Origin of the sequence: Halorubrum sp. FL23, assembly GCF_052439115.2 — an archaeon.
Lineage (GTDB): Archaea > Halobacteriota > Halobacteria > Halobacteriales > Haloferacaceae > Halorubrum > Halorubrum persicum.
Genome location: NZ_JBQVRO020000014.1, coordinates 1 through 13018, shown reverse-complemented (window position 1 = coordinate 13018; position 13018 = coordinate 1). Strand labels below are relative to the sequence as shown.

At 56.9% G+C, this 13018-nt stretch carries 16 protein-coding genes; 10 read left to right on the top strand and 6 right to left on the bottom strand.

Translation table 11 applies throughout. From position 1 onward, the window contains the following. Position 1: 1 nt before the first annotated feature. The gene (locus ACT4MF_RS14995; protein ID WP_444683257.1) at positions 2 to 454 is read right to left on the bottom strand and encodes a RidA family protein; all 453 of its coding nucleotides are present in this window, start codon (positions 452 to 454) and stop codon (positions 2 to 4) included. Between the two features lie 284 nt (positions 455 to 738). Here ACT4MF_RS14995 and ACT4MF_RS14990 point away from each other — a divergent pair, with 284 nt between their 5' ends. Genes ACT4MF_RS14990 through ACT4MF_RS14980 form a run of 3 tightly spaced genes read left to right on the top strand, consistent with a single transcriptional unit; the run spans position 739 to position 2276 of the window. Then, on the top strand, positions 739 to 876 hold the full coding sequence (locus ACT4MF_RS14990; protein ID WP_444683258.1) for a hypothetical protein: 138 nt from the start codon (positions 739 to 741) through the stop codon (positions 874 to 876). A gap of 6 nt (positions 877 to 882) precedes the next feature. Further along, complete coding sequence (locus ACT4MF_RS14985; RefSeq protein WP_444683259.1) at positions 883 to 1281, top strand: ArsR/SmtB family transcription factor; 399 nt, start codon at positions 883 to 885, stop codon at positions 1279 to 1281. Beyond that, positions 1278 to 2276: a permease gene (locus tag ACT4MF_RS14980; RefSeq protein ID WP_444683260.1), complete on the top strand. Its 999-nt coding sequence runs from the start codon at positions 1278 to 1280 to the stop codon at positions 2274 to 2276. The genes ACT4MF_RS14985 and ACT4MF_RS14980 overlap by 4 nt, the downstream gene beginning before the upstream one ends. A gap of 15 nt (positions 2277 to 2291) precedes the next feature. Here the strand turns inward: ACT4MF_RS14980 and ACT4MF_RS14975 are convergent, their stop codons facing one another. After that, positions 2292 to 2687, bottom strand: coding sequence for an ArsR/SmtB family transcription factor (locus ACT4MF_RS14975; RefSeq protein ID WP_444683261.1), 396 nt, complete (start codon positions 2685 to 2687; stop codon positions 2292 to 2294). Between the two features lie 318 nt (positions 2688 to 3005). Here ACT4MF_RS14975 and arsD point away from each other — a divergent pair, with 318 nt between their 5' ends. Genes arsD through hcsS form a run of 4 tightly spaced genes read left to right on the top strand, consistent with a single transcriptional unit; the run spans position 3006 to position 5904 of the window. Further along, positions 3006 to 3335, top strand: coding sequence for an arsenite efflux transporter metallochaperone ArsD (gene arsD, locus ACT4MF_RS14970; protein ID WP_444683262.1), 330 nt, complete (start codon positions 3006 to 3008; stop codon positions 3333 to 3335). 3 nt (positions 3336 to 3338) lie between these two features. Further along, the gene (gene arsA / locus ACT4MF_RS14965) at positions 3339 to 5279 is read left to right on the top strand and encodes an arsenical pump-driving ATPase (RefSeq protein ID WP_444683263.1); all 1941 of its coding nucleotides are present in this window, start codon (positions 3339 to 3341) and stop codon (positions 5277 to 5279) included. After that, positions 5276 to 5692: a halo-CC-star protein HcsL gene (gene hcsL, locus ACT4MF_RS14960; protein ID WP_444683264.1), complete on the top strand. Its 417-nt coding sequence runs from the start codon at positions 5276 to 5278 to the stop codon at positions 5690 to 5692. The genes arsA and hcsL overlap by 4 nt, the downstream gene beginning before the upstream one ends. Continuing rightward, positions 5683 to 5904, top strand: a complete 222-nt coding sequence (gene hcsS / locus ACT4MF_RS14955) for a halo-CC-star protein HcsS (protein ID WP_444683265.1) — start codon at positions 5683 to 5685, stop codon at positions 5902 to 5904. Before hcsL ends, hcsS begins: the two co-directional genes overlap by 10 nt. Positions 5905 to 5950: 46 nt before the next feature. Here the strand turns inward: hcsS and ACT4MF_RS14950 are convergent, their stop codons facing one another. Beyond that, positions 5951 to 6373 (bottom strand): arsenate-mycothiol transferase ArsC, encoded by a 423-nt coding sequence (locus ACT4MF_RS14950; RefSeq protein ID WP_444683271.1) that lies wholly within the window; start codon positions 6371 to 6373, stop codon positions 5951 to 5953. 189 nt (positions 6374 to 6562) lie between these two features. Between ACT4MF_RS14950 and ACT4MF_RS14945 the strand changes: the two genes are divergently transcribed. Then, entirely contained in the window at positions 6563 to 6997 is a 435-nt protein-coding gene (locus tag ACT4MF_RS14945; protein WP_444683266.1) for a low molecular weight phosphatase family protein, read from the top strand. 307 nt (positions 6998 to 7304) lie between these two features. Here ACT4MF_RS14945 and ACT4MF_RS14940 read toward each other — a convergent pair whose 3' ends face one another. Continuing rightward, positions 7305 to 9074, bottom strand: a complete 1770-nt coding sequence (locus ACT4MF_RS14940; RefSeq protein WP_444683267.1) for a transposase — start codon at positions 9072 to 9074, stop codon at positions 7305 to 7307. A gap of 233 nt (positions 9075 to 9307) precedes the next feature. Between ACT4MF_RS14940 and ACT4MF_RS14935 the strand changes: the two genes are divergently transcribed. Continuing rightward, the gene (locus tag ACT4MF_RS14935; RefSeq protein ID WP_444683268.1) at positions 9308 to 9934 is read left to right on the top strand and encodes a hypothetical protein; all 627 of its coding nucleotides are present in this window, start codon (positions 9308 to 9310) and stop codon (positions 9932 to 9934) included. 950 nt (positions 9935 to 10884) lie between these two features. On the opposite strand, the gene ACT4MF_RS14930 is transcribed toward ACT4MF_RS14935, so the two are convergent. Then, complete coding sequence (locus ACT4MF_RS14930) at positions 10885 to 11532, bottom strand: hypothetical protein (RefSeq protein ID WP_444683269.1); 648 nt, start codon at positions 11530 to 11532, stop codon at positions 10885 to 10887. Between the two features lie 151 nt (positions 11533 to 11683). Continuing rightward, on the bottom strand, positions 11684 to 12088 hold the full coding sequence (locus ACT4MF_RS14925) for a hypothetical protein (protein ID WP_082222447.1): 405 nt from the start codon (positions 12086 to 12088) through the stop codon (positions 11684 to 11686). An 88-nt stretch (positions 12089 to 12176) separates the two neighbouring features. Between ACT4MF_RS14925 and ACT4MF_RS14920 the strand changes: the two genes are divergently transcribed. Next, positions 12177 to 12998 carry an IS5 family transposase gene (locus ACT4MF_RS14920; RefSeq protein ID WP_444683270.1) on the top strand — a complete coding sequence of 274 codons (822 nt, stop codon included), beginning with the start codon at positions 12177 to 12179 and terminating at the stop codon, positions 12996 to 12998. Positions 12999 to 13018 lie beyond the last annotated feature (20 nt).

Genomic DNA, 13018 nt, shown 5'->3' with positions numbered 1-13018 from the left:
GTCACTCTTCGACCGCGATCACGTCGAGTTGGACGTCCGCCCCGCCCGGGAGCGAACAGACGCCGACGACGCTCCGCGGCGGGAACGCCACGTCGTCGAATCGCGACTCGTACGCGCTGTCCACGGCCGCCGCCGCATCTGCGTCTGCGAGCTGAATCTCGATCTTCATGACATCCGAGAGGGACGCGTTACGGTTTTCCAACATGAGTTCGAGCCGGTCCAGGCACATCGCAATCTGCTCGCCGATCGGCTCCGATCCCCGTATCGTCCCGTTGATCTCCGGGAGAATACCTTGGAAGAAGATCAGATCCGACTCACCGGTTCGCATGCCGAATGCGCCGACGTTGTCGATACTGTCGCGCTGACGTTTGCTCTCCTCGCTCAGCGACTCGTTAATCGATATTTCGTTTTCACGGTCCGTCCGATCGTCTTGAGCCGCTATCTGCTGCGACATACAATTTAGTATTCCCTCATATGTTAAAGGGCCTTTCGGTTCTACTGTGTTGAGACCGAGGTAATCTACTCGGTGTTAATATAATCTGTTATAGATTAATACTGGTCAAGCACGGTAGAATCCTTGAATAATCCGGTTTACCACACTATCTCGTATATAGATAGTTCGGTAGGAGAACTGCGTCGAACAAACACATCTGAACATAGATCCGAGTCGAGTGCTCTCTCGAGTCAGCTGAACACCTGACCAAATGAGTTAAGTCAAATCGGATTATATCGATATGTATGTCGATACTCGACCGACTGCTCGGTGACGAGTCGAACGACGACGAGAGCTGCTGTGACATGCAGATCGAGGAGGTAGACCCGGACGAAAACGAGGCGGACGCGCCGGACGAGCGCGTCGACCGTACGGAGGACTGATCGACGATGTCGAACGAACCGAACTCGGCGGCTCAAGCGGACTCCGAGTCCGCGAGCGGGACGCTCCGGCGGATGGAAGAGGGCGCCTGCTGTGACGGGCCGTTCCCGGCGACCCGACGGGCCGACGACGCGGTCGTCGAGGCGGAGCTGTCGGCGTTCAAGGCGTTAGCCAACGAGAAACGACTCGCGGTCGTCCACGCGCTTCGGGAGGGAGAGCTCTGCGCCTGCGAGTTGGAGACCGTACTCGACGCGCCCCAGTCGACGGTCGCGTCGCACCTCAGGAAGCTCCGCGACGCCGGCGTCGTCGCCACGCGCAAGGAGGGGAAGTGGACGTACTACCGGATCGCGGACACAGCGAGCCTCCAGCTGCTCGATCTGGCCGCGGCGTTAGGTGAGGACCGATGATCCCGCCGGGGACCGAAGCGGCGCTGCTCGACTCGTGGGACTACTTCCTCCACCTCGCGATGGTCCTCACGCCGCTGTTCATCGGCGCGTCGTTCCTCGTCGGGCTCGCACAGGAGTACCTCCCGCCCGAGCGCGTCGAAGAGATGCTTCGCGCACGCGACCACGGCAGCGGGAACGTCCTCGCTGCGGGCCTCGGCGCGGTGACGCCGTTCTGCTCGTGTTCGACCGTCCCCGTCTTGGCCGGCCTGTTGGGAGCCGGTGCACCGACGGGCATGGCGTTCTCGTTCCTCCTCGCGTCGCCGATCGTCAACTGGATCGCCGTGTTCCTGCTGTTCGGGCTGTTCGGACCCGGCGTGACCGTCGCGTACGTCACGACCGCGCTGCTCGCGGCGATAATCGCGGGACTCATCATCGGCACGCTCGATCTCGACGGCTACATCAAGGACGTCCGGATCACGGCCGGCGGCCGCGAGATCGCGACCGACGGCGGGGCGCCAGCCTCAGACGCGTCGGGGGCGGCCGACACCGGCGGCTGTAGCGAGTGCGGCACGACAGCGATAAACCGAACCCACAAGGAACGCGTGACCGCGGCCGGCGAGGGTGCGCTCTCCTTCTTCCGTGACACCCTCCCATACATCGCCGTCGGGATCGCGATCGGCGCGCTGATCCACGGCGCCGTGCCGGCGGAGTTCCTCCAGCAGATCGCCGGGCCGGGGAACCCACTCGCGACGCCGATCGCCGCGCTCGCGGGCGCGCCGATCTACGTGAGCATCAGCGGAATGTTGCCAATCGCGCACTCGCTCACCGAGGCGGGGATCCCGATCGGAACGGTGATCGCGTTCGTCATCGGCGGCGCGGGGATCAGCATCCCGAACCTGATCCTCCTGAACAAGCTGTTCGAGCGCCAACTGCTCGCGATCTACGCGACGACAGTCGTGACGATCGGTATCACGATCGGCGTGCTGTTCAACACCGTCTTCGCCGGCCTGCTCTGAGTCGGGGCCGCTCTTTCACAGCGAGCGCGACCCGTCGAGCGCGACGAGGACGGCGTTCGCACGCGGCGTAGCGCGATACATCCGCCACTTGCCTTCCTTCCGGCGCGTGACGAGGCCGGCGTCGGTGAGTTGCGAGAGGGCGTGGCTGATCGCGCTGTCGCTCACGTCCAAGAGCGGCGAGAGTTCGCAGACGCACAGCTCGTCGTCGTCGGCCGCGTGGAGCATCCGAACGATCTTGTACCGCGTCTCGTTGCCGAGCGCCGACAGCAGTTCGACGTCGGTCTCCAGGTCGGACCCGCCAACGCTCTCGTTCAGTTCTTCCAGCTCCGCTAACCGGTCGGCGAGGTCTTCGTCCGTACAGGAGCCGCACTCGTCGGCGACGTACCGCTGTAACCGCTCGGTGGATGACATACACACAATTGAACCGATGTGAGATTAAGCGTTATGGACCAGCACGTGTCCGGTGTCAGAGTCAGCTATGCGATTCATTATACTTTCAACTAGTCACGACTGACTGTGACGTGTTCAACTGATTGAGAAAGCAGATATCGACGTTTTAACCGTACTAAACGGTACAAGGACGCTATTTCGCATATTTTCGCGATCGACCCTATCGAAGGCTTTATAATTATATGAGGGTTTGTTCAAGCGTATTGGTCGCGCGAGGACTCGGTAATACCCTCCGTCGCGAACGATAGCTCAGACGATCGACGACGATCCGACTCCATCATGACAGAACTCATCCTGTACGAGGAAGCGATGTGTTGCTCCACCGGCGTCTGCGGTCCCGACCCCGACGACGAGCTCGTCGAGGTCAGCGCGGCGCTCGACCAGCTCGAAGACGCGTTCGACGACCTCGAGGTGAATCGGGCGAACATGCAGCACAACATCGACCAGTTCCTCGAAACGCAGCGGATCTACGACCGCGTTCAGGAGGACGGTCCGTCGATTCTCCCGATCACGGTCGTCGACGACGAGATCGTCGCCGAGGGGGAGTACCTCTCGTACGACGAACTGACTGCGGCTATCGACGAGAGCCCAACGCCGCAGGAGGCCTAACGAATGGCACAATCACAGTCAACAACGACCAGCGCGCGTGAGGTCGTCGAACCGAGCGGAGACGACACCGAGTTCGTTTTCTTCAGTGGGAAAGGCGGCGTCGGCAAGAGCACGGTGAGCTGTGCGACCGCGACGTGGCTCGCCGACAACGACTACGAGACGCTCTTGGTGACCACCGACCCTGCCCCGAACCTCTCGGACATCTTCGGGCAGTCGATCGGCCACGAGGTCACCGCAATCGACGGGATCGAGAACCTCTCGGCAATCGAGATCGACCCGGACACCGCCGCCGAGGAGTACCGCCAAGAGACGATCGAGCCGATGCGCGAACTGCTCGGTGAAGAGGAGATCCAGACGGTCGAAGAGCAGCTCAACAGTCCCTGCGTTGAGGAGATAGCCGCCTTCGACAACTTCGTCGACTTCATGGACAGCCCGGAGTACGACGTCGTCGTCTTCGACACGGCGCCGACGGGCCACACCATCCGGCTCATGGAGCTCCCCTCCGACTGGAACGCCGAACTCGAGAAGGGCGGGTCGACCTGTATCGGGCCGGCGGCATCGATGGAGGACAGAAAGCGGGACTACGAGCGCGCGATCGACACGCTCCAGGACGACGAGCGCACCTCCTTCGCCTTCGTCGGGAAGCCGGAGGACTCCTCGATCGACGAAATCGAACGCAGTGCGAGCGATCTCGCTAACCTCGGGATCGAGTCGCAGCTGCTGATCCTCAACGGCTACCTCCCAGAGTCGGTGTGCGAGGACCCCTTCTTCGAGGGGAAGCGCGCGGACGAGCAGGCCGTCATCGAGCGCGCCCGGGACGAGTTCGACGCCGACGCGACGGCGACGTACCCGCTCCAGCCCGGCGAGATCGCTGGCCTCGACCTGCTCGCGGACGTGGGAAGCGTCCTCTACGACGGCAGGGAAGCGACCGTCGACGTCGGGACCGCGACTGGTGTCGATGCTGACGGCGCGGCCGACTTCGATTCGATGGCGGACGCCGACGCGGTCGTCGACCAGCTAACGCCCGGCGAGGAGACACAGTACCTCTTCTTCACCGGGAAAGGCGGTGTCGGCAAGAGCACGGTCGCCTCGACGGCGGCGACGAAGCTCGCCGAGGCGGGCCACGAGACGCTCGTCGTCACGACAGATCCGGCCGCGCACTTAGAGGACATCTTCGGCGAGCCCGTGGGCCACGAGCCCACCTCGGTCGGCCAGGAGAACCTCGACGCGGCGCGGATCGATCAGGAGAAAGCACTCGCAGAGTACCGCGAGCAGGTCCTCGACCACGTCACCGAGATGTACGAGGACAAAGAAGACACCCAGATCGACGTCGACGCCGCGATCGCGAACGTCGAAGAGGAACTGGAATCGCCGTGTGCCGAGGAGATGGCCGCCTTAGAGAAGTTCGTGAGCTACTTCGACGAGGACGGCTACGACGTCGTCGTCTTTGACACGGCACCCACGGGCCACACCCTTCGCTTGCTCGAACTCCCCTCCGACTGGAAGGGGTTCATGGACCTCGGCTCGCTGACGAAGGGCGCCGCGCCCGCGAAGGGCGACCAGTACGACGAAGTCATCGAGACGATGAAAGACCCCGAACGGAGTACGTTCGCGTTCGTGATGTACCCCGAGTACACCCCGATGATGGAGGCGTACCGGGCTGCCGCCGACCTCAAAGATCAGGTCGGCATCGAAACCTCGCTGGTCGTCGCCAACTACCTCCTCCCCGAGGAGTATGGCGACAACGCCTTCTTCGCGAACCGGCGCGCCCAGCAGGCCCAGTATCTCGAAGAGATTCGAGACCGGTTCGACGCGCCGTTGATGTTGGCGCCGCTCCGGCAGGATGAACCAATCGGGCTCGACGAACTCAGCGCCTTCGGCGAGGAGATCACCGGGCTCGCAGACGTTGCCAACGCTGACGCACCGGAGGTGACTCCCTCATGAGCGACGCACAAGATATCGACGACGCGGCAGAGGGCGGGGAGGGCGTCCCAGACGAGGACGACGTAGAGGCGAACGTCGAGGCGGCGCTCCGCGAGTTCCTCGACGCCCTCGGCGACTCGGAGACGTACCAAGGGTTCGTCGCGGCCGACGAGGCGTTACAGGACGACGACGACGCGATGGCGCTGCTTCGCGAGTACCAGCGAAAGCAACAGCAGATACAGCGCGGCGGCTTCGATGAGTCGGTGATGGCCGAGCTGAAGCAGCTTCAGACGGAGATGTCGAACAACGAGACGATCCAGCGTCAGCAGGCCGCACAGGCCGATCTGATAGAACTCCTCCAGCGGACGAACGACGCAATCAGCGACGAGATCGGCGAGGAGTTCGCGCGGTCCACCGGAGGTGGGTGCTGTTGAGCGCTTCCGATCGCGACGCCGGTGAGAACGAAATTACGGACGACGAGGTCGTTGCGGCCGCCGAGGCGCTCGGCGAGGAACTCGCGGCGGCGAAGGAGTCGTCGTCGGAGTTCGCGTTTACGACGATGGTGATGCAGTGTAACGAGGCGATCGGCGACGAGACCGGAATCGACTACGGGAGCGTGTGCGGCGACGACGACGGCTGCTGTTAGCGGAGGTCGAAAGGGATCGCCTCGGCTGACGACCCTGCCACTCGCGTCACTCCGCAGACGGAGTTTCTGACAGGAGTTCGTCGAACAGAGCGACGACGCGTTCTTCGATCTCGTCACGGATCTCGCGAACCTCTTCGATCGGACGCTCGTGAGGATCGTCGAGCCCCCAATCGCGGTTCTCGCCGTTCCACGTCGCTGGGCACACGTCCGATGCCGAACACCCCATCGTGACGACGAGATCGACCGCCTGTAGCTCGTCTGGCGTCACCTCTCGCGGCGTTCGGTCGCTGAGATCGATGTCTCGCTCTCTCATTGCTTCGACGACGATCTCGTGGACGTGGTCTGCGGGCTGTGTGCCACCGGTAACGATCGTAATCTGATCGCCCACATCGCGACGGTCGCGCTCGCGCTCAGCGAACGCCGCCGCCATTTGGCTCCGTCCTGCGTTTTGGACGCACACGAACGCGATCTGGTGGTCCGTCCGCTCATCGGATTCAGTCACACCTCCACAAGCGAGTGGGATCGGTATAGCTGTTACTTCAGGGACAGCAGCTCTTGATAGGCTATCTGAGAAGTACTCTCAGACCCGTGTTGAGCTATTGAGACGTATATACATCACATATAAGTTCTCAAGTCGACGGCATCGATTCTGCTGTTTATGAGTGATGATTTGCCGGTTACTCTAGGATTCGTTTGTGTACAAAATGCTGGTCGCAGTCAGATGGCAACAGCGTTCGCCGAACGCGAGCGTGACCGTCGTAGACTCGAAGACAGTGTTGAGATCATTACCGGTGGCACTCACCCCGCCGATAGCGTCCACGACGAGGTCGTGGCGGTCATGCAAGACCACGAGATCGATCTCTCGGATCGAGTTCCCCGAGAAGTCTCAACGACTGAGCTCGAATCATGTGACGTCGTCGCCACAATGGGCTGTTCGACACTCGAACTCGATGCTGAAGAGATAGATGTTCGCGACTGGGCACTGACGGATCCTGACGGCCAAGATCTCGATCAGGTCCGTGAGATCCGAAACGATATCGAACAGCGGGTTACAGACTTGTTCGACGAAGTTCACGCGAACGGTTCGCAGTGAAACAAGCGCCTGCTGGAGCGGTACTCGAATGACGGACTGTTATTGATTTAGCGAGGTTTTAATCAAGCTTTTTGTGAGAAAACAAAGGCACGCATGAGATCTATCCTCCGAAGTTATGAGTTGCGAATCCCTCCCAAGAGGTTCATGAGATCGACCCTAAACGGCCAGATCTCGCCGAGAATTACCCGTCAGAGCGCCGAAGAAATCATCAGAATACGAAGAATACCATTCTACTTATCGATGATCGGCAAAAATACGCGACCACAACGAGTGATGCCTCTCACGAAGGGCGAGCCCGGACCGGATTCTACATGAGTGCGACCAACTCCTTGTCCAGCCATCTGAGGAACCGTCTGAGCGTTATCCGCGGCTTCTTCCGCGTTTCAATCTCCCCGATTCGTTCCTGTGTCAGAAAATCCACCAGTAACCACATGTTGTACACCACACAGCCGAATGCGAAGTGGAACCACCGGACCTCGAATTCCTTCGAGGTCGTCCATGCAGCTGCATCTTTAATCGACGAGTATGAGTTCTCGATTGCTCCCCGATCGCTGTACTGTTCAATCTGTGTTCTCGCCCACCGACGATCCAGCGCAAGCTCATCGCTCACATCAAGACTCGTGATGAACGGTTGTGGTGACCCATCCTCGTTTGCATCATCGTCTTCATCCGGAGGGAGCACCACGACGTTCGTGTAGACCTTCGTATTCGACACCTCTCCTTTGACCGCACCATGAATTGGGAAATCCGTCTTTACGTACAGAGACGTATCATCCGGCTCATTGTATCCCTGTTTTAGCTCTTGGAACTGATCGCACATCGGTCCAATCCGATGTTTGTCTTTCCGGGCAGGGATTACGTAGTCGATATCTCTCGCAGTAAGCGTCTCTATCACGTCGGCCGCATGGAACTCCCGATCAGCGTACACCATCCTGATGTTGACGTAGTCATCAGCGATCGAAATGAGTCGCCGTGCAACATCCCCGACGTAGTATGATCTATCTTTTCCAGCGTAGTCATCCGTCGCAGCGTGTTCAGTACTTCCAAGCGGGTGGACTCCCACGACGTAGTGAGTGTTCTCCCCGACGATCACAGCCGTCGCAAACTTGTGGCACCAAGAATATTCCTTATCCTCTGGTGCGCCCTGTACCCATTCCATCTCGTCACGATCGCCATAATAGGCGACGTAGGTCATGTCTAGCGCGACTTCCGCTCTCGTCCCGAACCGTGAGCCATTATCGTGTTCGAGTTCGTTCAGGCGGGGTTTCGCACGCGTGTATGTTTTCTGCAGGACGAAGTTCAACACTGTCGCGATCTCGTCGATAGACATCTGTTTAAGAGCGTTTATGAGCGTTTCACCCGATGGCCCATCTTCATAGAAGGGATCATCAAGATCCGGATCTGGATTCAGTTCATCTCCCAATGAGACCCCTGCACTGTTCGCTGCCTGCTGTTCGATCGCCGCAAACGCCTCCACCGTGAGCAGTTCCTCTTCATCATAAATCGGGTCGTCAGGCCGTGGAATAGACATGGAGGGGAACGCGACCGTGTTCAACTCTTCAAGCACCTGCCGGCCTTCCTTCCGTAATGAGCGTTGAATCGTGCGATGTGACGGAGGGCCTGAATCATCATCTTCGCCGTTTTGTAGCTGGAAGGGACCACACCCAATTGGTGACCCCCGTCTAGCTGCAAGTTTCCGAATCTCTTCCACCGCACGCTCAACCGTTGATTGAAGATCCGCGAATCGGTCGTCTTCTAACCGAGACGGTTTGAACGTGCTCTCTGACGGCAGATCATTCGGCTCAAAGCCCATCGCAGTCGCCAGCTCCGGATTCGTTTCGAGTCGGTCAGGAATCGTCGATAGCGATATATCTTCCACTTTCGCCCACAGGTAGGCACAAAACATCGGACCGAACGGTGTCGCAGTATGCCACTCTGGATAGCTATCTCGGCCTGTATACAGACAAGTGTCGAGCTCAGGCAGCAAATCAACCCATTCGGTTTCTTGATCGATGAACTCGTCTGCTTGCTGTCCAAGTCTCGTAGTTGGTGTAGAGAGGGAGTCAGAGTAATCCATAGTATGAGAGTCAAGTTACCAACTAATTGCTCAGATTCTGAGTAAAGCGGAGGGGTGCAGTTTCCGAAACCGAATTCATACAAAACACGACGAAGGGATGGATAAAAAGCAGAAATCGCTGAATACACTCTGTCGCTGATGGCACTCAACTGGTGACCTCGCTCCGCATCAGACTCTACTCAGATTCTGAGTGGAATCAACATCTTAGTAAGTGTCCGCTAATCGTTCCAGTGATGGAGAGCCAGCTGGAGAAGTTCTTTACGAAGGAGGGTTCTATCGGGCTGATACTTGCGATCGGCCCCGACGGAGCACGATTCAAGGAGATAAAACCACAAGTAGCTGTGAGCCACGATACAGTCTCCAACCGAATCGATGAAGCCCGCAATATTGATTTAGTTAATACTGAACCCACCTCCGATGTAGGCACCACCTTCAGAAACACGCTCTCAGAAGCCGGGCTGGTTTGCTATTCAGGGATGGTTGAATTGGGATTGGATAAAGCACATTCCGAGTATGTAGACGCGATCAAGAAATACAATAATTTGTCAGAGGAGTACACCGACAAAGCCGGGGACAAAAAGGAATGGTTCAATTGGTTCGTTGAGAGTGATGCACTGGCTAACTCGCTGTTAGATAATGCGGAAAACAGCACTTTCCAACGTTATGCGCCGGGTATGATTTTGCCGGAACCGCTTCAAGACGCTCTCTCGCGAGGTTCGATTGAGCCTCTCCTCACATCTGAGAGTGATGATATCGATATCTTATTATGGAAATTCATGTACTATCCCCCCAAACCGGATCAGGAAGATATCGAAGAATTCGATTCGGAGAACTCTGGGGGATCGGCAGACGGCATTTGATTTCAGTGTTTTACGGGTCGCTAGCTCTGCTGAAATCCTCAACAGATGATACATTCTGGCCCGGTTGCGGTCAGTACAGGTGGCCTATCTATCGACGAGTTGTAGCGTGACGAATATAAGGAGAGTAAGCGGGAGAATATACGCGAGGAGAATAGCTATGACCCCGACAGCCAGATTAACTGCGCCACCGCCACCAGAGCCTGTCTGTATGTAGATGAGGACAGCGAACCAGAGAGTTGCTAACTGAATAATCCGAGTATCGTCCATAGAATGTTATTAGGCGTTTCTGTGTAATCGTTTTCGATAATTCTCATTGAACGGCTGTTTCAGGCGAGACTATATCTGAAGAACAGGATTCCAACAGCGCCATTATTACCGGACAGTCACGAGACCGGCGAGAACGAGTAACGCACCAGTAGCAATCGTTAACAGCGGCGTGCTGAGACTGGAGGTCGAATCAACCGTGAGCCAGAGTGCGGTACCCAAGCAACTAACAGCGACGACTGCGCTGAAGACTTCGATACGACGTGGCTTGACAGTTCCAGTCCGGGCTCGGGTATACAGGGCGTGTCCCAGCACAGTAGTGGGGAAGATCCCTGCGACCACAAGCGCGAGATGAACGGCAACCACGCCCGCCGTGTCGAGTACAGGTATAATGTCGCTCGAAAGTGCCCCAAGAGCATACAATCCAAGCAGTCCCACCAAGAGAACTGCAAGGGAACGTTCGACACTACTGGCCGATAAACGCGGGAAGCGGGAAACCGTCTTACCCATGCTAAAGATTCCCGTCCAAAGCGTCATAAATTCTCCGTCAAGAAGTCGAGATACTTTATTGGATAGTACGCACTCTTCAGCGACCAGCTGTTTCAGACAAGAACCTATCTGAAGAAGAAGATTTCAACAGGGTCATAGAGCCGTTTATGTAGACAGTTAATTGAGTGAAGGAAAGATCACCCATCAGGCGGGGCGAGATTCTTCATTCGGAAATCAGATTGAGGAACATACACCCCAGCGAGGACAGCTAGCTCTCTAGTGCGCTGGATATCCGCAAGATTGTGATACAGCAACGGTTCCCACTCCTCGTTCTCGAAGGCAGCTACAGCTGATTCACTATCATCGAAGGGATCGCATGTGTCCTGACCAATCAGTTCATTGTAGACGCCGACAAGGTCGTTCTGGTCATTCGTATCGAATCGGTCGACGACGTCGAGCATATCCGCATACGCCAAATTCGGAAACGGCCACTCGATATTGTGCTTCACACAGGCAGTTCGTACAAATGGAAGGTCGAACCCCCCGTTCCACGTTTCGCCATGATAGGCGGTGAGGTAGTGACGATCGTCGTCGAGATGGCTATCCGCGAAAGTCTTGAGCGCGGTGAGAAGCTCGCATTCATCAGCCGTAACAGCGAGATCGATACTCCCAGTAGAGTGCTCTCGAAGTGCTCGTTCGAGTTCGGTGCCATTAGCGGGTCGACCAGCAGTATTGAGGATAAGCACCTCTCCAACTTCGTGTGCGAGTCCAGCGACTGTAATCACAGCATCGTCGCCGAGCCCACTGGTTTCAATGTCGAATGCGATCGGGGTGAGATTGCCCATAAGAGACGCCTAGTACCAAACACACAAAATGTCGAGAGGGTGATTTCCGAAACAGTTGATTCGGTGTAGGCTACTGTTTGAGAGATTCTGTTGAGATACTTTCTGTAGATGCGTTTTCGTCTGAAACCGCTGTTCGCTGAAGAGTGCGTATCTAACGACCCAAAAATGTGTCACGACGTACCAACAGGAGAGTGAGCACGATCAGCGGAAGTGATAGGTAGATAATCAATATCATTAATGGAATATCTATCCTCACAGCCTGAATCGCACCAATCACCGCCGCTACGAGTGTTCCATACCAGCCGATGAGCCTTCCTTGATATACAAAGACCGCCAGTACACCCAGTACAATCCCTATCGCACTCCATCGGAGAGCAGCGACCGTTTGAGGACTGATCCCAGTTTCAACAGCTGGCCCCGATAACTGGGACAATGCCGCAAACAAGAATGAGAGGGCTGCGAACACCGCTAATCCGGCTACAAGACCGAGAACATCTATTGGTGGGCGTCCCTCACGTTTCTTTTCAAAAAGTGTGGAAGGATTTCCATCTGGCATATCTCATATTCTTATTCGAGGCACTTAATTAATCATGGCTCTGTTGAAATCCTCAGAGAGTTACATGTTCGTCCTGTAATTCCACGAGATGAAGGCCCTCCCGAAGTCACAGATTCTCCGGTTTACTGAGAAGGCGATCCACTTGGCCCGCCGAGCCGTTTCTCGTTACTCCTCGAAATTCTCCAAACACCGCTATACACTCCCGCAGCACATTGTTCTGCTCTGTCTCAAAGTTCGGAAGAACACGACCTACCGTGGCCTACTTGACGAACTGATCGAGATGCCACGCATCCGTCGTGTTCTTGGATTAGTTGAACTCCCTACACCGTCAACGCTCTGTAAGGCGTTCAATCGGCTTGATATGGCTGTGTGGCGTGTCATACTAACTCTCTCAACGGCGCTACTCCCGACGAGCGGAGTTGTTGGCATTGATGCGTCAGGATTCGACCGCAGCCACGCTTCGAAACACTACACGAAACGTGCTGAACTCACGATTCAGCAGCTCAAGGTGACGTTGCTGGTCGATGCGAAGGTAAACACAATTCTCGATCTACACGTGACGACGACACGAAAACACGATAGCCAGATCGCTCCGTCGTTGATCAAGCGCAATCCCGAGGACATTGACATTCTGCTCGGTGACAAGGGCTACGACGACCAGAAGATCAGGCGGCTTGCCCGTCAATCCGAGGTATGGCCACTAATCAAGCATCGTGAGTTCACATCACTCCACAAGGCATGGAACGCGCGCTTAGACGCTGACCTCTACGGCCAGCGGAGTCAATCAGAGACTGTCAATTCAACGATCAAGCGGAAGTACGGTGCGTTCATCCGGTCACGACGCTGGTGGAAACAGTTCCGTGAACTCGCTCTTAGGTGTCTTGTCCACAATATCAATCGATCACTTTGAGGACGTAACAGAAATATCTC